Genomic DNA, 23,678 nt, shown 5'->3' on the forward strand with positions numbered 1-23,678 from the left:
AAATTAGATTAAGTTGTTGTAAATCAAAGGTTTGTTTTGTGGTTTTTATGGTCTCTATTTTTTATTGAATATCAAGTAGAGCTGGTTTTAATTGTGCATACTTTCTACTTGACTTTTGGCAGCATTTGAAGCATCGACGTTATCGTTTTTTTGAATTACCTTATAAAACCAATCGAGTGCTTTTTGTTTATCTTGTTTGATACCAGCCCCATTGAGATATGCCAGCCCAAGTGAATACATGGCTACTGAATTACCCTGAGCGGCGGCTTTTTGGTAAAATCCTAAAGCTTTTGTGAAGTTTTGAGAAACCCCAAGTCCCATGAAGTGAATATTGCCAAGCATGGTTACTGCCCGATTATCGGTCGGGATTTTTTCAAAGATGTGTTTGGCTTTTTGATAGTCTTGTTCTACAAATTTGCCCGTATAGTACAGTTGTCCCAATAGATACGCATTGCCGATTGAACCCCACTCAAGCTCTTGCTTTAAAAAAGGAATTGCAGCCGAGGTATCACCTTTGCTAATAAGTGTTTGTACTAGGTATTGTGTATCAAGTGAATCCTTTCTTTGGCTGGGTGCTTGAGTTTTGTCGTTGAGCAAGGTCAACGCTTGGTCGTATTGATGTTGCTCAAGGAGTGAATCTATTTTGGCATAGAAGTTTTGTGTAAGCATATTCCAAACGTAATACCCACCACCTAAAGCAACAATAAGGCTGATAAATGCGATGTTTCGGATTTTTGTATTGGCACTTTTCTTCTGGTTTGTTGAGTGGTTGGGCTTTTCGGCTTCTTGCAACAACGGCTTTTCTCTTGGTGGTATTATAGGTGTTTCTTTAGCTACAGGAGAAGAGCTTATGGCTTGATTTTCAAGGGTTTTGTCGGATACAATGCTATCATTACCAACAGGCGGGCTATCGGAGGGTAGTACTTCTGTATGGGGTGTTTTTGCCAAATGAAATGTATGAGTATTGGCGTTATCCATATTATGGAGTTGATTGGTACTATCAGTTTTGTCAGATATAAGAGTAGGAGGCAGTGTTGTTGTTGGGTTATTTTTTTCTTCAAAATTAATAAACTGTGTTTCAAAGGCATCGACAGCAGGAATACTTGTATAGCTAGCATCTAGGAAAGGTATCAAATCTTTGGCACTTTGGACACGTAATTTAGCATCGGACACAAGGCATTTTTTGATAACTGTTTTGAACGGTTCTTCTATTGAGTTTAGCTTCTGTGGAAGTTCGGCTGATAAAATCGAGTTCATAATTTGTTCGGCCGTAGTATTCCCACTTCGTTGCCCAAAAGGAGGCTCTGTTGCTAGTAATTCATAAAGCATAATACCAAAGCTCCACAAATCTACATTTGTCGATATTTTGCCATTGATACCATATTTGGCAGGGCTAAATTGCTCGGGAGCCATGTATTCGATTGTACCGATAGTCATGGAGGCACTATTGGTATTGGCCTCCATATTGCGACTAATACCAAAGTCCGAAATTTTAGCAATTAGCTTTGAGCCATCGTTAACGAGTAAAATATTTTGAGGTTTTAGGTCACGATGAACAATACTTTTTTGATGAAGAAAATCAAGACCATAAAGCACCTGTTTGAGCAAGTCGATAATTACAGAAGGCTTAGGATCGCCTTGTACAAATGTTTTTAGGTCGCCTGCATTGGCAAGTTCCATAATACCAATCTGGAGTTCCTCTTTTTCACCAAAAGCATTGATATTTTGAAGCAAGGCTACATCATAATAACGTAACAAATTAGGATGCTCAAATCTAATAACCTTTTTGATTTCTTCTAATACTGTATAATGTCCATTGTCTACTTTGTTGAAAACCTTGATGGCCACGGTTCTATCTAAGAGGATATCCTGTGCTTTGTAAACACGGGCAAATCCACCTCTGCCTATCAAATCCTCACGAGGATTATATATGTATCTACTTTTAAAATCCATTGGAACTAAATAATTATGAATCGTTGTATGTTAGTGGTTTTTGGTAGAATCTACTGCTGGGGGGATAATGGTAGGGATATCTACCGATATACGTTTATTTTGAGGCGTAGGTGGTATTTTAGGGTTTTGTGTTTTGGTAAACTGCCATATTCCCAATCCAACCAGTATTATTAAACCCATGATAATTTTGGGCAAAAAATTTGATTTAGTAGCCTCAAACTGCAACAAGTGCATAGAATAATTATCACGTGTGTAGTTTTGGCAGTACTCGTTGATTAAATAACCTTTATTAGGTTCTGGATTTTGGGCTATTTGAGGTAGTAAGGATGTACTTACTTTTTCAAAAATACCATCCGATGCCAATAGTAAATAATCATTTGGCTCTATTGAATCAATCACATGAAAGTCAAAATCGTTGGTGGTTGTTTGTAGGTTGATACACCTCGTAATTAGGTTTCGTTGAGGATGTGTACTGGCTTCTTCTAAGCTTATTTGATTGATATTGACTAAATGCTGGACAAAACTGTGGTCGAGGCTTTTCCATTTTATACCTTTTTCATTGAAGTGTACAATTTTACTATCACCACACCATGCTACTATAATTTCACGTTTATTGATACACGCTAGTGTTAGGGTTGTACTCATATTTTCAGCCTCAGGAAAATCTTCAATAAATAGCTTGAATCTGAGAAGGCTAGCGTCTAAAGCTGCCAAAATATCTTCTTTTGTGATATTTGTTAAATGAGAGAGCATCTTGCCAAATGTTTCTGCTACAATTTTGCTAGCTTCTTCACCTTTGGCTTCTCCTCCAACGCCATCACATACTACAAATACTTTTGTTTTTGTATTTACATCGTTCAAATTAGGGTAAATATAGTCTTCGATACTTGACCTTTTACCAGCATCTAACAAGCTGAAAACTTTAGAAATTTGAAACATAAGTACAAAGATTGGATTCTTGAAAACTGAATACAGACATTTTCTCGTGATACTACTCTGTCTGTAGATTACGTTTGGTTTAACTAATGAATAGGATTTTTATAAAGCAAAAAGGGCTATGGCAAAAGCTGTTGTTATCTAATGTTGATACAAGTATTTGTAACACAATAGTTTAGTGTGTATTGTTTCATCGTTTTCAAGTGGAAAGATTGATTGTTAGATAATAAATTTTGTTGAGCTACAACTACTGTAGATATGCAATCTAATCGAAAGAAGTAGTATGAAGAAGAGTAAACCTATATGTGGTATTGAATAGGGTATAAGTGGACAATAAAAATAGATATATGGTTGTGAAGGGGTAAATGATTACGAGTGTCGTCTTTTCAGATTCAATGATTTATCGTTATGTAGAAAGGTCTAAGAGACTTTGTATTAATACTTAAAAAATATTATAACTGGCAAAATAAACTTAGAGGGTTGCCAATTGCTAACCCTCTAAAAAATAAATAGAAAGAATAGATACCAATTATATGTTAGAATATAAATATTGTCTACTAACTCACTTTTTGTAACCAATTAATAAACTCGCTTCTTCGTCTTCTCGACAGTGGGATAGTGGTTTGATTGCTTAGTTGTACAAAGTTGTCACTCAAAATACTTGTAATATGTGTGTAATTGACAAGGTAAGAGTCATGAATACGGAAAAAAGCAAAATCCTGTAAGATTCCTTGGTAGGTTTTGAGGTCTTTCGACGAAAGAATAATCTTATTGGTATTCATATAAATAGAAGTATAACCTCCTTCGGCTTTACAGAATAAAATAGTATCGACATCAACGAGTAATAGCTCTTTTTGTGTAGGTACAATAATTTTACCCTTTTTAGCTACACCAGCTATTTTGTCTTGTACATAGGTATGGGCTGGCTGTGTCGTATAATGCTTGAGTACTTTCAGCAAAGCACTATGAAGTTCGTCGGCATCTAAGGGCTTGAGAAGGTAATCCAATGCTTCTACTTTCATCGCTCCAATAGCATATTTGTCGTGTGCCGTCAGGAAGATAACTTTGAAACTAGGATTGTCAAATCGCTTGATTAAATCAAACCCTGTATGACTAGATAGCTCTACATCGAGTAATACTAATTCGGGTTCGTGCTGAACAATTTTTTGGTAGGCATCATCAATAGTCGATGCCGTAAAAATTTGTTCAACAAGGTTGCTAAACTGACCAAGAATCATCTTTGTTACTGCCAAAGATTTCAGTTCATCGTCAACAATTAATACATTTATCTTCATAATTTGTCTGTTATAATTTGGACTATTGTCCCTGTTGAGTATGGGTTCGCTGTATTATTTTTGTCGGTATATATAATGTCAATCTGGATATTATCAGATTGCCGTAAAGATTTGATTCTTTCAAAGGTTATTTCAGTACCTCTCGATATAATATTGGTGGTTTGTTGCTCTTTGATAATTCTAGCCTGTTCTCGTCCAATACCATCGTCGTCTACTGTACAAATAATTTTTTGTTGAGCTACCTCAAATCTAATATGAATTGTATTCTGTGGCTTGGTTGAGTGTAAAATACCATGATTGATAGCATTTTCAACGAATGGCTGTATCAACATAGTGGGTATTTTGTAGCTGGGTAGAATGTCGGGGGATACCTCAACACTAAAGGTAAATTTATTACTTAGTCTTAGTTGTTCTAATGCTAAGTAGTTTGACAGTAAGGTAACTTCGTCGGGAATATAAATAAATTTATTTCTGAGCGACTCCAAAAAAAGCCTCATGAGTCGTGAAAACTTACTAAGATAAGAAGATGCCGAAATAGGGTCGTTTTGTAAAATAAAATATTGAATAGAACTAAGCACATTAAAAACAAAATGTGGGTTCATTTGTCCTTGTAATGCTTCAAGCTGTAGGTCGGCCATACGTTTCTCAATAAGGTGTTCGTTGGCTACTTTGATTTTTACATGCTTGATTCTCTGGACAATAACCCAATAAGTAATGCCAAACATCAATAACAAAAAGGTAATAGCAAACCAAGGAGTTTGCCAAAAGGGCGGCTTGATAATAAAGCGAATCTTTTGGGTTTTGGAAATACGCTGAAAGAGGTCTACACATTTGAGGATGAACTCATAATTGCCAGGTGGTAACGACACAAACTCTAGTGACACAGCCGAGGTACTTTCCCATTCTTTTGTTTTGGAAGGCTCACCAAACTGATAGTAATAGGTGTTTTTTTTGTCGCTTGGAAAAGAAATTCCTGCGTATTGTATTTTTATATTGTTGTGGTCATAAGCCAATTCATAGACATCTTGTAGTGCTTGCTTTTGTTGATTCACCCAAACGTTTCGAACGCTCAGTGGAAGTTTATATAGATTTTTTGGGTGTTTTGGTGATAAATCTAATGTGTATTTGACCAATCCTGCCGACGTTCCAACAAACGCATTTCGCTCATTGATGGCTATTTGGTTGACTTCTAGCGAAGGTAGTCCATTGTTGAGCAAAAGCCTACTTATGGTATAATGCTGTGGTTGTTTGGCTTTATGCTGCAAGATATACACCCCATGATTGGTGGCTACCCAAGTATGATTTGTTTTTTCATCGAAATACAAATGATTGATAATTTCTCCCATCAGCTCTTTGAATATTCCGATTTTACCATTTGTTCTAAAATATAAGCCATATCCATTTGTTCCAATCAGTAGCGTTTTGAGCTTGTCGGCATAAACAAGGCTTTTTACAGGAACAGAAAGAAGAGGTGTAAACCGTTGTTGTTTGATATTTTTTACTTGAAAAACCCCTTGTGAGTTACCTACCCAAATCGTGCTATCAGGGGAGGTTTTTACTACCAAAGCTTTAGCAATGAGGTCTTTAGGGATAAATGGTTCAGAATAGAAAATGTCTTTGTAGATTTTTAACTTAGCTATATTTAGGGCATTAGAAGCCACAAATTCGTATGGTGAAATTCTATCTAGGCTTTTTATATCATGCCATTGAATAACATGGAGCTTGGTTTTGTCTGCTACTGATATTTTGAAATTGGCTGAGTGCTGATTTTTGGGATGAAAAATAGATGAAATAGCCTTTCCTTGTTTAGCTAATTGATAAGGCAGAACCCCAAAAATAAGCCCTTGCCACGTAAAAATAAGATATTCGGGCGTAACAACAAGGTTGTTGATAGGGAGGTTGATAGGGTTTTGAAAATGTAATTTAATAAACTTTCCATTGGTATCGGTATAGTAAATTTGCCCAGAATTAGTCCCAATCCACGTTTCAGCTCCTAACCTTGCACTACTAATTACAGCACCTTCAATGGCTGTGAGGGTATGCGACTTAACGGCATCCTTGCTTAGAAAAAAGACTCCATGATTTTTGGTACATATCCAAAGGTTTTCGTCTTGGTCGAATGTTACACTATTGAGTATATATTTTCTCAGAAAATCAAATGAATGAATTCGATTGAGTTGATTATCAATGATAAAGGCGTCTTTTTCGGTTTTGCAAAACTTATATTTAGGATTGCCAACATTCATGATTAATACAATTTTGTCATCGGGAAATTGGCTTAATTCATCGACATTGGCATGTATAACCGAACTACCAGAGTCTTGAATAATTTCATGTTCGGAAGCACAAATAGTAGTATTATCATCAAAAATAATGGCCAAAAGTCCTTGAAAAAGAGAATTATATTGTTGAAGAACAAATTTGTTTGGAATAGGATGTGGCCTTTTGTTGAGGTTGTGCGAAAAACCTTCTGAATAAGCCCGAAGCTCGAAAGGAAAACCTCCGGCTTTGTAATGATTAAAATAAGCCACCGTAGTGTCGAAAGGGTATTCGTAAATACCCCGTCTTGTTGGCGAAAATCTCCGTACCTTCTGTGTACGGGTGTCAATCGATAATACCTCTTGATTTTCGCTTAATACGGCCGTATATAAATTCTTGTCTTGCTGGATAAAGCCCCATATGTGTCCATCCTTCAATTCGGAATAAGGGTTTTTAATAACAACAAATCGGTTTTGCTGGAGGTCGTAGTAAAAGAAGTGTGAGCTGTAGCTCAAAAACCAGACCCTTTTTTGGGTATCTTCAGCAATTTGCCAAACATCGTTGTGAGGGATACCATCGTTGATAGTGAAGGTCTCGAAATTGTATCCATCAAACCGCGAAATACCTTTGGTAGTACAAAACCACATCAAGCCCTGACTGTCTTGAAAAGCTCGGTATACCATTGAGCTTGCTAGTCCGTCGTTTACCCCATAATTTCTTGTAGTAGGGTTTTGCCCAAAGAAATTAGAGAAAGTATTCAAAAAGATTACTATTAAAACAAAGGAGGATTTCATTTAAGATTGTTCAATCGTGTTGTACAAAAATACAAAGCTATATAACAGTAGAACAATTGTACTTTGAAAGGAGGGCATCAATTAGACCAGACAAACTATGTTAAGATTCTGATTAATAGAATATTAACCGTATAATAAAAAAAAGTTGGAAAGTGTTATTTCTCTTCAGAAGCTATTTTGAATAACTTCTGAAGAGAATATTTTCCTCATTATTTAATCTGGACTACAGTTTTGGGGCGAGTATTTTTGATGCTTTCGGGCAATGAATCTAAGATACTCTGTTTTAACGCTTTTAAAACAGCACTTTTGGCAAAATTGCGATGTGCTACCAAGCTTACTTCACGCACAGGTGCGGGCGAAGCAAATTTCCTTATCAATACTTTCTGTTTTTCCTCAAAATCGAGGGTGGCTAGTTCGGGCAAAATCGTAATACCTTGGTTGCGTTCTACCATTTTGCGGAGGGTTTCTAGACTACCAGCTTGATACTCAAACTGCCCATATCCGATAGATTTGCGTTTGAGTTCACAAAGGTTTTCTATTTGTGACCTCAAGCAATGGCCTTCTTCCAATAACCATAATTCACGAGGGTCAATGTCTTCGGAAAGAGCATATTCTTTTTGGTACAAAGCATTTTCTTTTGAAACATACAAAACCAATTCTTCATGAAAAATATGATGTTCGATAATATTGGGCTGTTGGAGTGGGGTAGCCAATAGGCCAATATCCAAATCATCATTTTTTAGGTGCTGGATAATTCTTTCGGTTGTTAACTCCTTGATTTTTAGCTCTATATTAGGGAATTTTTCTAGGAAATTGGTTAGGAATAAAGGTAGCAAATATGGGGCAATAGTGGGAATAATACCCAAACGTACCTCGCCCGAAACTTCATTTTTACCAGAGTTGACTACTTCCTTGATTTTGGCATATTCGGCTAAAGTAATGCGTGCTTGGTGGATAATCTCAGAACCGATTTGTGTTGTTACTACAGGTTGGCGGCTTCTATCAAAAATTTTAATGCCCAATTCATCTTCTAACTTTTGAATCTGCATACTCAGTGTTGGCTGGGTTACACAGCAGCTTTCGGCCGCTTGTACAAAGTTTCGGAGGTTTTCGACCGCAATAATATATTCTAATTGAGTGATTGTCATTGGATTATGTTTTGTTATTGGTGTTCTCTATACAAATATAAATAATATCAATTTGCATGATAAACCTTTTGTGTTGACCTTTGTTATATAAAAAAAGAAATAAGACTTTTCAAATACAATAGTACGCTCAGTGAGTTATAATTAATATTTGAATTGTACAATTTTAATTTTCAATCAATCATAAATTTACAAAAAAATGTCGAACAGAATGCTAGGTTTGGGTGCTCAATTCCCAACTTTCAAAAAAACTGCCGTTGTTTCATTAGAAAAAGGAAACGAATTTTATGACATTACTTCTGAAGATCACAAAAACGCTGGTAAGTGGATGGTGATGTTCTGGTGGCCAAAAGATTTTACTTTTGTTTGCCCTACAGAAATTGCTGCTTTCAATACTAAAGTTGATGACTTCAGCGACCGTGATACTATTTTGATTGGTGCTTCTACTGACTCTGAATTTGTACACTTGGCTTGGAGAAACAATCATGATGACCTTCGTGGTTTGAGATTCCCGATGTTGGCTGATACTTCAAAATCTTTGGCTGAGGAGTTAGGAATTTTGGAAGCTAACGAAAAAATTGCTTACCGTGTTACTTATATTGTTGACCCTCAAGGTATTGTACGTTGGGTTTCTGCCAATGACTTGTCTGTTGGTCGTAATGTAGACGAAGTAATCCGTGTATTGGATGCTCTTCAAACAGACGAACTTTGCCCATGTAACTGGAAAGCTGGCGAAGAAACGCTTAGCGTATAGTATTGATAATATTGGCACTAGGCTTTGGGCAATGCCAAGCCTAGTGTTTTTGCAATATCCCTACTTTTTTTCACCTAATCATTTTTCCCTTTCATTATCATGTTTGGAACTACCAGTGAAACCAAAAAGAATTTGTTGGCTGAAGTAAATCTTCCTACCGACTTACAATCTTTGTTTTTGGATAGACTTAACGCTGTTGACCACCGTTATATCAAAGATTTAAAAATAAATGTTGCTAATGCCCTTAAAGCACAGACTTTGACAGAAAAAGACGCTGTTTTGTTGGCTTTGGGTGTTGCTATCAACGAAAAATCAACTGCCCTAATAGCTGCTTTGGAAGACTTGGCCAAAGCTAGAGGTGTTGAAGAAAAAGAATTATTGGAGGTGGCTAGTTGTGTATCACTGATGAACGCCAACAACGTTTTTTATCGTTTTCGCCACTTCATGAACAAGGATTCTTATAACAATATTCCTGCTGGAATCAGAATGTCTATTATGATGAATCCAGTACTTGGAAAAGAATTTTTTGAGTTATTAAGTTTAGTGATTTCGGCTATCAATGGTTGCGAAATGTGTGTTACTTCGCACGAAGCATCTGTAAAAAGCCATGGTGCTAGCGAACAACGTATATTTGAGGCGGTTCGTTTGGGTGCTGTCCTAAAAAGCTTTATTGTACTTTTATAATAGGCTATCTCGACCACTTTTTTCGTAAATACTTTGCCACCATAAGTGAGTGTTTCAATAAACTTTTGTTGATCAGCTCTCTATTCATTATACCTGTTACGGCTGGTATAAAACAAAAGCTCTCAATAAATTGGGAGCTTTTTTGTTTTACTGCAAAATATGTTGGTTTACTTGATCGAGCCAAAATGTTTGACCTGTACAGTTCCAGTGAGTATCGCTTTTGAGATAATAAGCCTCGGGGTTTTTCTTAAAAACATTGTAGGTATCGATAAATGGAGTTTTTAAGGCCGAATGTGTTTGAATACGCTCTATTAGGTGGTTGTATCGACCCAGCGTAGGGTCTAAAATACTTACTTTGTTGGGAATAAGCGACACATAAACGGCATCGAAGCCTAAGTTTTTATAATTTTCTTCAGTTTGATTAATTGATGCCACAAACGTGTCTATTTCTTGGTTTGTCACTGGGTAAAATGCTGAAGTTATTTTACTAGCATCGGCTTCTTCAAAATAAAAAAGGGCTTTTTTGTTTTGTGATATTACCACTTTAGGCTCGGTTCTATCAAAATAGCAGAGGTTAAAATCAGCCTTTAATTCTCTAAACCAAAGGAAAAAATCATAGTTGAATAAGGTATGTTCTAGCCTTTCTTCGGTCATTTTGGGAAAAACAAAAGCCAATATTTCTTCTGTTTTGTGATAAATAAGTCGTTTCCAAGAAGGATGAGAAAATGAACTTGCCTGCTTATTTTGGGAGTCAAGAATAAGATTACTGGCTGGTTTGGCAAAATGATCCTTTAGGGTTCTTTCTACCGTTTCTACTACCAAAATATTGGTTTTGGTGGTATCTAGCTGTATTTGCTCTGTGCGAGTCCAATGAACATAAGTGTATTTTTCGGCTTTCAAATCGTGTGCTTTTACACGCTCTGGTTCGGTAAAGCTATCACCAATGATATACAAATGTATGGGTTTTTTGCGACTAGAATCGGGTAGGGCAGTGGCACAAGGTTGGCGGTTTTCTTTGAACGCCGACAAATACGACAAGCGGTACAAGTCGCCATGACGATAATCGTCGGGTACAATGCCAGCTTTTGTTACTTCTCGGTATACAATCGGAGAATAGGCTTCTAACCATAAAAATATGGATAGGACAAGGGCGATATATTTGAGAATACGAGTAATCATTAGAACTGAAAATAGATAAATTGATTGGTATTGAAAACCCCTAAAAAGTAAATGAAGAAGGCCAAAATACTCATTAAACATACAAATTTGAGAGTACTACGAGTATTTACATAAAAGAACTTCAAATCTTTTATTAACAACAACGCAATAAGCACTACCGAAAACAGTAATTCTGTGCCATTGAGAGGACTTTGTAGGGTGTCTGAAAGTGAGAAATAGCTAATTTTTTGAAGAATCAAAAAGGCATCGTGTGTATTTTGAGCCCTAAAAAATACCCATGCTAGCATAACTAATATAAAAGTACTAATAAGGTTGAGGCCTTTGCCAAGGTTATTGTCGGGCAAACGCCACTGAGGGAAATATTTATTGCGAAGCATGGCTATAATCAAATAACAGCCGTGTAGGCATCCCCAAATAACAAAAGTCCATTTGGCCCCATGCCACAAACCACTAACCATAAAAACCGTAAACTGATTGAAATACTTACGCCATTCGGCTACTCTGTTGCCTCCCAATGAAATATACAGATAATCTCTAAACCACGTTGAAAGGGAAATATGCCAGCGTCGCCAAAATTCGGAAATAGATTTTGAAAAATAGGGACTTCTGAAGTTTTCCATTAGCTCAAACCCCATGACCCGTGCCGACCCCAAAGCCATTTCGGAATAACCCGAAAAGTCGCAATAAATCTGGAAAGTATAAAAGAATGTTGCCAACAACAACGAAAGCCCGTTGCGTTCGGCGGGGCTATTATAGCAATAGTCTACTAAGATGGCAAGGCGGTCGGCTATTACTACTTTTTTGAATAACCCCCAAGCCATTAAAAACAAGCCACTTTTTACCTTTTCCCAATCAAATCGGTGAAACTGATGGAATTGGTGCAAGACATTCTGAGGGCGTTCGATTGGCCCTGCTACAAGCTGCGGGTAAAACATCACATAAAGCGCATAGATACCAAAATGTCGTTCTGCTTTTTCGTTGCCACGATATACCTCAATGGTATAGCTCATGGCCTGAAAGGTATGAAACGAAAGTCCAACGGGTAACAAAATATCTAAGGCTCGAATAGGATTTTTGAGGTCGACAAGCCCAAGAATAGCACTCAGGTTGTCGTTGAGGAAGTTATAATATTTGAAAAAAGCCAAAATACCGATATTTGAAATAAGGCTTATGACCAATAATAACTTGCGCTTATGAATATTCTGCTCATTTTCAAGCCAAATACCTGCAAAGTAGTCGATAACAATTGTTGAAAATAGGATAAGAATATAGATAGGCTGAAAAATCATGTAGAAATAACAGCTCGACAAAAGCAGGAGTCGCCATCTACCAGACCAGCCCAAGCTAAAATAGCCTAGTGTAACAATAATAAAGAATAAAAGAAAATGTATCGTATTGAATAACATAATATTAAAAAGGCATTTCAATGACAGAAAATTACCAATGAAATCAAGTTTTTATTTGAGTTTAACAGACCAAGTGTCGATACTCGTGCCTGTATGAGTCGTAATAATGAGTTTGTTATATGATTCAGCGTAGGTTATTGATGGGGCCGATTGCGACAAAATAGGTTTGTCAGACACCAATTCGCCTTTTTCATCATAAAGAGTATAGCTTGTCCATCCGTTAAACAATGCAAAGAACTTTTTGCCAGCACCAAGGTTGTAATACTTGAGGTATTTTCTGCCAAAAGTAAGGTTTTTCAAGGTAAAAATCTCTTTATCATTTTTATCTAAAACTGTAACAGTTTTGTTGTTGCTACGCACAACAACCCAGTCGTTGGGCTTTTCGGAGGCACAAATGGCAAATTTATATTCGTTATCAGGTCTAAAAAACTGGTTTTTTTGAAGTATTTTTCCCGAAAAATCAATTTTCAATAATTCCCCTTTTTGCCCCATCAGCAAGATATTGGCATTGCCGTCATTGATGTCTAACACAGGGCTAGACAAAGGCTGAATGTTGGTTTGTATAGGAAAACCAGATGCTATGCTGCCATTGGTATTGATAAGCGAAAGTTTACCATTTTCATCAAGACATACCACAAACAAGTTACCTTTGACCATTAGGGTAGGTAAAGGACAAAATACGTTATTGATTGGGGCTATTTTCTGTGAAAAAATCAGGTTGAGGGTTAGTTTATCGAAAGTAAACTGATAGCCATTGGCATTAAGCATGGTTAGTTCGTTGCTACCATTTGTTTCAAAAATTGCCAATCCTTTTGCATTGAGTCCTTTTACATTTGGGCTTGTTAGTACATCAAAGCCATCGTCTGTTCGAGTAAGAATATAGGCTTTTTGGGTGGTTACAATGAACAAACGTTGAAGTTTATCACCTCGCACTTTCATAAATTTGGGTTCATCTACCATTTTTCCTGCTAAGGCATAATGCCACACCTTTTTGCCATTTACTAATAAATACAGTTGATTATCAGTGTTTTGCACTAAAATTTCCTGTTTTTTAGTTTGTGGGTTTGTCAAGAAAAAGGGTTTGAATACAATACCTTGGGCAATACTATTGAGTTTTACCAAAACATTACTGTATTTGCTAAGCCCCAAGGCCGCTCCAAGATGATTTTGTAGTAGCGTTAATATTCCTTTTTCTTCGTTGCTCTGGAATAATATGTAATCAAATGCTCCTAGATTTTCTTGGAAGGTTTTGGCTTGTGCTAACCAATGAGTATTGAGAATTCCGCCTAGCATAGGAATGGCTTTGGCATGGTCAATCACAAGCGTTAGGTTGGCGGGTTGGCAGTTTTTTAGTAGCTGTTGTTGCCGACTACTGCTTGCCCAAACTTCGTTTTTGCTGATACTCAGGAGGTAGTCTTGCAAGGTGGCAAGGTTGCTACCAAGTACAATATAGTCTTTATATTCTGTAAAAATACAGTCGTTGAAACCATAAAAAATAGGCCCCAAAACAAGAGCTGGAAACTCCTTCACTCCTAAAGCAATAAGGCCAAAGCTACCAAATTGCATATTGAACGGCTTTTGCTCTTTTTTTTGAGCTACCTGCAACGCAATCGCTCTGAAATCTTGGACAAGATCTTTGTTTTTGATTAATACTATCTTATTATTTTTTGCAATATCACCCGTTTCGATATTCAATAGGCTTACCTCGTTGTTGATTTTTTTTGAAACACTTTTAAAATCAATATCAAATTCGTCTTTTGCTTTATCTTTTAGCTTACTCAAAAAAGCATCATGTTGGATTTGTTTGGCACAGGCATCGTTGAGGCTGGTTACATCTTCAACAGGAAAAGACAACAACATCGAGCAATTAATAGGAATCATATTGCCCGCCGAGAAGGCTTTTGAGGGTTGTTCGCCAAATAACTCTTGATTACCACTTACCGAATAAGCGGTGATTTTCTTAGCCTTAAATTCGGCAATATGCCATGACAATGACGTATTGATAATTTTGCTAAGAAATGGAGCTGTAGTATGCTTTTTTTCACAGATTTGAGTCCCAAATTTTTCGATAGCATTGGCATTGATATGACTTACCAATACCGTCGAATCGGTAAAATTGCTATAATCTTTTAGTAATAAATTGTTGGCCCAACTATGTTTTTTGTGAAGAAGGATTTCTTCTAAAGTTAGGCTTGATTGACTGTATATAAGGAAGTTATCTTTAATGATATAAGCAAGTAATGGCTTGGCCGACTGCGTAAAAATCTCATGGATTTTTTGTCCTTCAGTGGTATGAGTAATAGAACGAATACCCTCGGTATTTTTACCAAGGTTGAGTAATTTATCTAAAAAGAGTTCATCTTCAGTAACCAATGGAATATAATTAACCAACGATATGTGGTCTTTTGACTGAGGAATAAAAGCAAAATAGAGCAATTTTTTGTTAAGAAACTGATGAATTTCGGTTGAAGAAAAGCCTATTTCTTTAAAAAAAGCCAATTGTTTGGGTAGTACATTGGCAACAGGCACTTGCTGAATAAGCGGGGCTTTGTTGGTATTGAGCCACTGGGTTGTTTCAAGAAGTAATAGGGTATTATCGGGAATAAAATCAGTAATGACACTACTGGCTGAGGTGATTTTCTTGTAATAGAATATTCCCCCAACTCCTAACAGACAGACAAGTAGGATGAGCCATTTTTTTTTCATACTGAGATAATTTATGAAGCAGTAGTGCCAAATATGTTGCCAAAGATAAACATTAAGCCTCTGCTTACAAATATTGAACGGGAATAGCTTCGGAGTTTTCTCGTCAAACTATTCCCGTTGTATACAAACGAAGTTAATATATTATTTTCCCCACATGGCATTAGCCGTATCTGGGAAGAAAAGCGTCAACTCTGGAACACCTAATACTACTCTGTTAGCCCATTCTACACCTTGCATCAACGAGTGGTCTTGGTTAGATACTTCGTATTTCCAAGCTCCAAAGCGGCCACGAGAATAAATATCAAATTTTTCTAATTGAGGAAGTACTTCTTTCAGAATACCGTCTCTCTCTACTGATGGCGTTGGATAGCCATAATTAGTAGAAAACAAAAACTCAGACACAATATCATCTTCCGACTCTATAAGCTTATCTTCAATCATAGCCCTAACGGTGTCTTTGATTAAAGAAGCTCGGTCTACAGGCTTACATTCTGATTCACTAACCTCTGCCATCAACGACCACTGGGTGTTGATATCAGGTACGTTGAATGGGCTATAATTAGAGAATACCGTAATTCTGTAGTATGGACTATTCTTTTCGGGGAAATACATCCAACATTTTGTTGCTAATTCAGGATTAGGTTTACCTTTCAAACCAATACCGATTACATTGGTAGATGAGTGTTTTAAGCCCTGAGCGATGGTTGAATATTTTGTGTCTAACCCTTCAACTTTAGTCGAGAAAATGTCTAATGGCATGGTATTCATCAAATAATCATATTCGATTTCACGACCATCGGCCAAGATGATTTTTTTGTTGGCTGCAATTACTTGCTCGACAGAAGCGTTGAACAAAACGTTTTCTTCGCCTACCAAGTCACCAACGGCTTTCCAAATAGCACCAGTACCGCCATGTTTAGGAAACTGGAACGTATTGTTTGGCCCCCAAGATAGGTCGTCTCTATCGAACAAAATATTTTGAGTTACTCTTTGCAAATCGGTTACAGCAACACGTTCGCCTACCCAGCTTGCATTCATTTGAGCAGGATGGAAAGCCCATACCTTAAAATTATAAGGCAACATAAATACCTCAGCCAAGCCTTCGCCAAAAGTAGAAAGAATCCACTCGTGGAAGTTGGCAGGCTTTTTAGTAGCAGGGTTTTTGTACAATTTAATCAAACCCTCCAAGCATTTCCACATAGTTTCTTTACTGAGGTATTTGATATTGTTTTGGAAAGGATACGGTACAAAACGGTCTTCAATCCAAACCCAAGATTCTCGTTGGTGAGTCAGCCATCCATCTTCACCAAGAGCTTTCATCATAAGGTCATCAAAATACTTGTAGTGTGAGAACTGAACGTGGCCACCGATGTCCCAAGTAAAGCCTTTATCATCTACAAAACTTGTTGCCAAACCACCAATATAGTTTTCTTTTTCAAGAATAATGAAGTCAGTAATTCCAAGTTCTTTTAAACGATAGGCCGCTCCAAGACCCGTTGGCCCAGAGCCAATAATGACATATTTATATTTCATAAAGAAAAAATTATTTGTCTGCCAGAAAGGCGTTTTATCTATGTTGAGGTAGTTTGTTTTATATGCAAGTACAGTACTTCAAATATCTACCTATTTCAAATTTTTAATTTTGGTATTAAGCTCCAAGCGGAAGTTGAGCAACTCCTTAAAGCTTTGCCAGCATACCTTCAACAGTTTCATTTTTTGGATAGAAACTTCGCCAGTTGCTCTTTCTTTATGAACAATCGGGATATTGAATAGTTCTTGTCCTGATTTTTTGGCCATAATAGCGATAAAAATGTTAGGAGCAAAAGGTACAGGATTTGGAAGTTGAGCCAAGAGTTTTTTCAAGAAAGAACCTTTAATCAAACGGAATGGAATATTAGAGTCCATGATAAAAGTACCATACACAAAAAACATACTCCAACGTAAAATTCTTGTAATAAATAGCCTGAAAATTGCATCGTGACGAACCTGACGGTAGCCCAAAATAAAGTCTGATTGGGTTCTTTTCTCCCATAGTTTTTTTACATCTTCTGGGATAAACTGGTCATCAGAGTCGGTTTGGAACACATATTCAGCTCCTAATTCAACGGCTTTACGATAAGCATGAACAACAGCATTGCCATGTCCTCCGTTGGGTTGATGCACTACAACAAGTTTAGGGTATTGAGGTTGGATTTGGTCTAGGATTTTACCAGTTTTATCTTTAGAACCATCGTTTACCACGATTAATCGGGTATTTTCTCCTGCGAATTCTGTATCTAAAAGGTCACTCCAGATTTTTACTACGTCTGCCATGCACTCTTCTTCGTTGTAAGCAGGCATGACGATGGCTAATTTAATACTCATTAAAGAATTTGTTTGTCAGAACAGTTTTGTGCAATCATTTGCATTGCAAAAATACCTAATAAAGTCTGATTTTTGTAATGCAATTATTAAAAATGAAGAAATCTTAACTTTGTTTTTATCAAACGGTCTTTTGATTTCATCTAATCACTTTACTATTCTGTGGGTTAGCACAAGAATTAATAGTTAAAATGTTTTTTCAAATCGTTGACAGGCTTTTCGATAAGATACCACGACAAAGTAGCCACTACAACAGTAATACATAGGTAAAGCCATAATTCAAAGGCGAAATGGTGGGTAATACTAGGCACAAATTGTTGGAGCTTGTGCAAGATTCGCATGGTTGGGTGGCTTGGGTATTGGGTATGATAATAATTGTAAACAAAGTTGTGGTACAAGTATATCCCATAACTAATACGTCCTAAATATACCGAAACGGGATTTTCTAAGAGCCAACGCATAGCTCCCTTAAAGCCTGATATGGCTCGAAGTATTAGGAAAAAGCTAAATAATGAACCCAAAAACCTTTCTAATACAAGATTGCCAAAATTATGAATCGCTTCAAAAGCTACTTTCGTATAAATTACTACCCCTATATACAATAGTAAACTGATGATTAAATACAGGTTTTTGTTGAGCTGCTCATAAATAGTATCTTTTTTGAAGGTATAAATATAGGCCAAAAAACCTCCTAGTCCAAAGGCATCTAGGCAAGTTGGCATAAATACATATTGCACAACCCAATCGGTACCTCTAAACCACAAATACAGCCTTAAAGCCAATGAAACTAAAATCATTAGTGAAAATAGCTTCAGAAAATACTTTTTGGGTAAAAATAAAATAAGATAAGGGAAGATAAGATAGAACTGTTCTTCAACCGCCAATGACCACAAATGGTCCAATACGCCCAACCAATGTTTGTGAAAGGCAATATAGAGGTTGGTAGCATACAAAACCGTCCACGCTATGGTTTCTCGTACCATCGGAACGTTGAAATAATAACACGCAAAAATGGTAAGGAAGTAAACAGGAAATATACGCAGGCTTCTTCTAACAATAAATTGCTTGATAGTAAACCAGTGGCTTCTTCCTATTTTTTCATCTTTGATTTTGCCAAGTATCAATATTCTGATAATTAAAAAGCCACTTAATACAAAAAACATCGTTACGCCCAAAGCTCCGAGCGGTAAAACATTTCGCTCTGAAAGCCAGTGGTCTACCAAAACCAACCCCACTGCTATTGTTCTGATACCATCTAATTGTGAAAAATAATTATGTTCTGCTTTTTCTTTCGTCATTTCTAAGGTTTTTACTATAATTCAGTTTATGGGTAATGGCTATCTAGGTAATTGAGCAAGCTTTATTGGTAATTGAGTTTGTGCGTTTTTGGCTTATAGGCTAAAGTACGTGATAATAAAAACGATAAAAGTCTAGTATGGTCACTCAATAAATTATTTATCAGCTTGTATGGTTACTCAATTGCTCAACCAAGGAAAATAGGGCTTTTAATAGGGCTAAAGGCTATTTTGTTTGGTACACAGGTTTGGGTATCTTTCAAAATTTCAGCAAAATCTTATTCTTTTGAGAAAGCCAACACAAGATATGTTTGCTAAAGCACAAAAATAGGGTGTTTTTTTACCTTAGGCAAACTTGATTACATAAGCCTGTAGAGATAGTAAAACATTGCCTTAGTGTTATATTGCTGATTGTCAATTGTTTGTAGGTAAAAAAGGTAGGTGTTGTAGCTTACAACCGTTTAATAATTTAGCGTTTTATTACGGTAAACTCTACTCTGCGGTTGAGTTTGCGTCTTTCTTCGGTGGCATTACTAGCAATAGGGCGGGTTTGTCCCCAACCTTTAGTTTGGATTCTTTCGGGGGCAATTCCTTTGCCAACAAGGTAGTTTTTGGCATTCTTAACCCTTGTTTCCGAAAGCTGTAGATTGAGCTGAAAATCGCCTTGGTTGTCGGTATGTCCTTCAAAAAGGATTTCTAAACTGGGTATTTCTTGCATCGCTTGGGCAATTCTGTCCAAATCTTTGTATGCTGCTTCTTGCAAATCCGACAAGCTACGCTCAAAAGTAAGGCTGTTGAGTATGCCCTTGTTGCCTACCTCAAGCGGAAGTAGGTAAAAATTCTTTTTAATTTCCTTAAAGGTCGATTCTTTGCTTAGGTCAATATAGTCGGTAATGGCCAAATACCCTTTTTTGACAGGTACAAATTCGTATTGTTGTTTGAGAGGTAAAATAAACTTAAAAAGCCCAGCTGTAGGGTCAAAATGAGAGCTTTCTCGTTTTTTGTAATTGTTGTCGGTTATCATTTCAATATCACATTCAACGGCCTTTTGGTCGGTAGTACTAAGGACTTCGCCTGTTATCACAAATACAGGGTCGGGTTGTACTGACTGAGGAAGTAATAACCGAAAAATATCTTCTTTCTGCGACGAGGTATTGTACGAGCACATATAGGCATAGTCGCTAGAGGCTGGTAGCGTAAAATAACCGTCCCAAAAGGGTGTATTAATAGCTGGGCCAAGGTTTTCGGGGGTAGTCCATTTGAGCCATGTATTATCTAAACGAGTAGTTTTGAAAATATCATTATCGCCAAAACCGGGAAAACCTCTCGTCGAAAAATACAGGGTTTTGCCGTCGGCTGCCAGAAAAGGCGTAACATCGTGTTCATGAGTATTGATGGTATTACCCATGTGTTTAGGTTCTGTCCATTCGTTAGTACTTTTTTTGAAAGAAACATACAAATCTCTTTTTCCAACGGTTTGCATACGCTGAATAGACATGACCATTACATTACCGTCGGCAGAAATAGAAAACTCAGCATTGGGGCTGTAGTTATAGAAGTTTTCAATTTTTACTTCTTCAGGGAATGACCAGTTAGAGCCTGTTTTGCGAGAGCGAGAAATCCCTGGAGCTAGTTTGCCATTTTGAAGGTAGCGGTTCATTAAAAGAATTTCTCGCCCGTCGGACGATAAGGCAAAAACGGCATTGTTATCATCGGTGTTGAGCGGAATCCCCAAACTTTTGGCTTTGTTCCAGTTGCCGTCGGTGTCTTTGGTACTGTACCAAATATCTTGGTCTTTTTCCTTGCCAAACATGCTTATATAATTGCGTGTGTAATAGAGCGTGTTACCGTCGCTTGATATAACAGGAGCAAACTCTTGGTGCTTGGAGTTGATGGTTTTTCCTAGATTTTCCCGAATGACTTTTTGTGGTGCGTCGGCGGCTACTCTGATATAGCTTTGGATAATTTGGGGGCTATTAGAAATTCCGATGGCTTCGATTGGGTATGTATTTGAAATTTTTTCGGCATTGAGGAACAGTTTGATAGACTGCACATTGTAAGGCGTAAGTTTGGGCAAAATAATATTAAAAAGTTTGCCTTTTCCCGGAATAATAGACTCGTCGGGCGAAACTTCAAATAGTACATGCTCTTGTTTTTGATAATCAATAGCTATGACTTTTTTGATAGAGCCTTGTGGCTGATTTTCGAGAATAGCTACTTGACGAATAGGCATAATTGTGTCGAACATCATCACAAGATATTCTTCTTGTAAGGCATTATTATTGGCTGGAATTGGAGGTATACCTTGTGCTTGGGTAGGCTGAGATACAATAGCAGAAGGAGGTAGAATTTTGTTGGAAGAAAATTCTATAATTTGTGTTGTCCAATGGGTATTTTGAGAAAACACAGGTGTACTAATTAGTATTAAAACTACTAAAGCAAGACGATTAATAAAATACGTATGAATCATATTTAGCGTTGGGTAATTGACTGTAGGCTAACAGCGAATCAACCAATGAGTTTTTTGATAAATAGGAAAAACTAATAAATTATTGAGGTAAAGAAGCTATTGGTTTTTTGCTTGCTACAAGCAAAAAGTATATTTTCAAAAGCCCCTTTGGATAAATAGCATGAATAAAAGCTGTTGAAGCCGTATTTCTAAGCTAAAATGGCTTTAGAATCATAGAGATTTTTGATTGACTAAACTATTGGGAGTATAGTCTAAAAAACGAAATACCCCTAGTAGTTGAGATTCTTTGGCCCAACAAACGGCTGTAAATTAGCTAATCATTACTTTACAAAAATAATACCAGAAAATACAACGATGGCTTTTGCTATAAAAGTAGGTGTGATGATTTAGTTTTTGATGATAATAAATTCTACCCTACGGTTGAGCTTCCGTTTTTCTTCAGAATTATTACTAGCCACTGGACGAGTAGAACCATAGCCTTGTATTTGAATACGTTTTTCGGCAATGCCATTGGATACCAAGTATTTACGCACTTCGTTGACTCTCTGTTTTGACAGTTGCAAATTGGCATTCCAGTCGCCCTGATTATCGGTATGGCCTTCTAGCATTACTTCCATATTGGGGTTGTCTTTCATGGTTTCCACAATATGATTGAGTTCGGAATAAGATGCAGGTAGGAGGTCGTATTTACTTTGTTCAAAAAACACGCTATTAAGAACCATTTTTTGCCCTGCCTGAATAGGCAACAAATACAAGTTTTTTTTCAATTCTTTGTAGCTTTTTTCTTCCAAAAAATCGAGGGTTTCGCTCATAGGAAGGTATCCTTTTTGAGTAGCCGAAATGGTATATTTTTTCTTGGAAGGAAGCATCAGTTTATAATCGCCCGTAATGGGGTCAAAGGTAACGCATACGGTGTCGCCATCGGCCGTAGATTGTACTTTGATACGAGCCCCAACGGGTTTTTTGTCGGTAAGGTTATACACGCCTCCCGTAAGTTGAATAACCGCTTCTGGCTTGATAGATTCGGGTATTTTGAGCTTGAAAATATCTTCTTCACCCAAAGATTTTTCTTGAGAAGAAAAATAGCCAAAATCTCCAATGGCCGAAATTGAAAAATAGCCATCCCATTCGGGCGTGTTAATCATAGGGCCAAGGTTTTCGGGTTCAGACCAACGCTGCCAAGTATCGTCAAGGCGGCGAGTTACAAATAGGTCGTTGTTGCCGTAACCTGCAATTCCTTTGGTCGAGAAATACAGCGTTTTTGAATCTGCTGCAATAAAAGGAGTGCTTTCATCTTCGGCGGTATTTACCTGCTTGCCTATATTGATGGGTTCAGACCAATTGTTGGCATCCTCCAAAAACGAAACATAAATATCTTTGCCACCTTCGGTATCATTGAGGTATGCTGTTAGAACGAGCACTCGTCCATTGGGCGAAAACGAATATTCGGCATAATCTGATTTATTGACAAAGTTCTTGATATTTAATTGAGTAGGAAACGACCAGCCAGTGGCAGTTTTTTGAGAGATAGAAACCCCTTTGGTCATTTTGCCATTTTTTAGATATACATTATTGAGCAACAATGTTTTACCATCGGGCGAAATAGCACAAACGGCATTGTGTTCGGCGTTGTTGATAGGTTCAGGGAATTGTTTGGCGGGCCCCCAAGTTTTATCGTTTTGTAGTTCAGAATACCAAATATCCTGATTTTTATCAATGCCAATATTATCTGGGTGTTTCCAGCGGGTATAATACAGGGTTTTACCGTCGGGCGAAATCACGGGAGCAATTTCTCTAAATTCTGAATTAACACCTTTTCCCAAATTTTCCTTCACAATTTGGTTGGGAAGGTTGGTTGCGAGGTTGATTGTAGCCATAATCGGCTGTTCTGACTGCGAAATACCAATGGCATCAATTTGATTCCAGCCTTTCACTCGGGAGGTATTGAGGCTTATCCGAATACCCTTTACCTTAAAATTAGTAGGTTGGTTTAGAATCAAATTAAGCATCTTGCCTATTTCATTGCTTGGGGCACTTTGGTTTATCCAAATAGGCCTGATATTGTCGTATTCATCAAAAGCATCGATATGTGTAATACAGCCCTGACCATAGTTTTCGGCGATGGCAATTTGACGAATAGGCATAATGGTATCGAATTGTACCAAAATGTATTCTTCGTTGAGGGTGTTATTTTGGGTGAGAGGTTGCCAAGCACAAGCACTGTAACCAATCTGAGGTAGCTTGTTGGGTTTGCCCAAAACCTGAATCGCTCGATTTTCTTTGGTAGTTTTGGTATCATAATATTCACTCGAAAAAGCTACAACTTTGGATGCCCAATAGGTTTTTTGAGCCCATCCAGTAAGGGCTATAACGCAAAATAGTATCGTGAGGCAGACTTGTTTCATAAGCGATGATGAAGTCTAAAGAAGGTCTAATATATG

15 protein-coding genes are annotated in these 23,678 nt (G+C 37.2%); 2 read left to right on the forward strand and 13 right to left on the reverse strand.

The features are described 5' to 3' along the window. Window positions 1-87 precede the first annotated feature (87 nt). The 5 genes from FLEMA_RS0108055 to FLEMA_RS0108075 form a co-directional block, all read right to left on the reverse strand. The gene (locus tag FLEMA_RS0108055) at window positions 88-1,953 is read right to left on the reverse strand and encodes an SEL1-like repeat-containing protein kinase family protein (protein WP_026995024.1); all 1,866 of its coding nucleotides are present in this window, start codon (window positions 1,951-1,953) and stop codon (window positions 88-90) included. Between the two features lie 30 nt (window positions 1,954-1,983). Further along, the gene (locus tag FLEMA_RS0108060; RefSeq protein ID WP_026995025.1) at window positions 1,984-2,892 is read right to left on the reverse strand and encodes a PP2C family protein-serine/threonine phosphatase; all 909 of its coding nucleotides are present in this window, start codon (window positions 2,890-2,892) and stop codon (window positions 1,984-1,986) included. A 554-nt stretch (window positions 2,893-3,446) separates the two neighbouring features. Continuing rightward, window positions 3,447-4,184, reverse strand: a complete 738-nt coding sequence (locus FLEMA_RS0108065; RefSeq protein ID WP_026995026.1) for a LytR/AlgR family response regulator transcription factor — start codon at window positions 4,182-4,184, stop codon at window positions 3,447-3,449. Then, entirely contained in the window at window positions 4,181-7,204 is a 3,024-nt protein-coding gene (locus FLEMA_RS0108070; RefSeq protein ID WP_159102665.1) for a sensor histidine kinase, read from the reverse strand. Before FLEMA_RS0108070 ends, FLEMA_RS0108065 begins: the two co-directional genes overlap by 4 nt. Window positions 7,205-7,446: 242 nt before the next feature. Further along, complete coding sequence (locus FLEMA_RS0108075) at window positions 7,447-8,385, reverse strand: hydrogen peroxide-inducible genes activator (protein WP_026995028.1); 939 nt, start codon at window positions 8,383-8,385, stop codon at window positions 7,447-7,449. 196 nt (window positions 8,386-8,581) lie between these two features. On the opposite strand from FLEMA_RS0108075, the gene FLEMA_RS0108080 reads away from it, so the two are divergent. Both FLEMA_RS0108080 and FLEMA_RS0108085 read left to right on the forward strand, forming a co-directional pair. Further along, window positions 8,582-9,136 carry a peroxiredoxin gene (locus tag FLEMA_RS0108080; protein WP_026995029.1) on the forward strand — a complete coding sequence of 185 codons (555 nt, stop codon included), beginning with the start codon at window positions 8,582-8,584 and terminating at the stop codon, window positions 9,134-9,136. Between the two features lie 99 nt (window positions 9,137-9,235). Continuing rightward, the gene (locus FLEMA_RS0108085; RefSeq protein WP_026995030.1) at window positions 9,236-9,820 is read left to right on the forward strand and encodes a carboxymuconolactone decarboxylase family protein; all 585 of its coding nucleotides are present in this window, start codon (window positions 9,236-9,238) and stop codon (window positions 9,818-9,820) included. 147 nt (window positions 9,821-9,967) lie between these two features. On the opposite strand, the gene FLEMA_RS0108090 is transcribed toward FLEMA_RS0108085, so the two are convergent. From FLEMA_RS0108090 to FLEMA_RS0108130, 8 genes are all read right to left on the reverse strand, one after another. Continuing rightward, window positions 9,968-10,999, reverse strand: a complete 1,032-nt coding sequence (locus FLEMA_RS0108090; RefSeq protein WP_044171104.1) for a hypothetical protein — start codon at window positions 10,997-10,999, stop codon at window positions 9,968-9,970. Further along, complete coding sequence (locus tag FLEMA_RS0108095) at window positions 10,999-12,405, reverse strand: MBOAT family O-acyltransferase (protein ID WP_026995032.1); 1,407 nt, start codon at window positions 12,403-12,405, stop codon at window positions 10,999-11,001. Before FLEMA_RS0108095 ends, FLEMA_RS0108090 begins: the two co-directional genes overlap by 1 nt. A gap of 51 nt (window positions 12,406-12,456) precedes the next feature. Continuing rightward, window positions 12,457-15,111 (reverse strand): hypothetical protein, encoded by a 2,655-nt coding sequence (locus FLEMA_RS0108100; protein ID WP_026995033.1) that lies wholly within the window; start codon window positions 15,109-15,111, stop codon window positions 12,457-12,459. A 141-nt stretch (window positions 15,112-15,252) separates the two neighbouring features. Beyond that, a complete protein-coding gene (locus FLEMA_RS0108105; RefSeq protein ID WP_026995034.1) occupies window positions 15,253-16,644 on the reverse strand; it encodes a protoporphyrinogen/coproporphyrinogen oxidase in 1,392 nt (463 codons plus the stop codon). Between the two features lie 90 nt (window positions 16,645-16,734). After that, the gene (locus FLEMA_RS0108110; RefSeq protein WP_026995035.1) at window positions 16,735-17,475 is read right to left on the reverse strand and encodes a glycosyltransferase family 2 protein; all 741 of its coding nucleotides are present in this window, start codon (window positions 17,473-17,475) and stop codon (window positions 16,735-16,737) included. A gap of 176 nt (window positions 17,476-17,651) precedes the next feature. Beyond that, window positions 17,652-18,770, reverse strand: a complete 1,119-nt coding sequence (locus tag FLEMA_RS0108120; RefSeq protein ID WP_026995037.1) for an acyltransferase family protein — start codon at window positions 18,768-18,770, stop codon at window positions 17,652-17,654. Window positions 18,771-19,236: 466 nt separating this feature from the next. Next, the gene (locus tag FLEMA_RS67945; RefSeq protein ID WP_044171106.1) at window positions 19,237-21,237 is read right to left on the reverse strand and encodes an OmpA family protein; all 2,001 of its coding nucleotides are present in this window, start codon (window positions 21,235-21,237) and stop codon (window positions 19,237-19,239) included. A 386-nt stretch (window positions 21,238-21,623) separates the two neighbouring features. Further along, the gene (locus FLEMA_RS0108130; RefSeq protein WP_026995038.1) at window positions 21,624-23,642 is read right to left on the reverse strand and encodes an OmpA family protein; all 2,019 of its coding nucleotides are present in this window, start codon (window positions 23,640-23,642) and stop codon (window positions 21,624-21,626) included. Window positions 23,643-23,678 lie beyond the last annotated feature (36 nt).

The sequence above is a fragment of the Flectobacillus major DSM 103 genome (genome assembly GCF_000427405.1).
In the GTDB taxonomy this organism is placed as follows: Bacteria; Bacteroidota; Bacteroidia; order Cytophagales; family Spirosomataceae; genus Flectobacillus; species Flectobacillus major.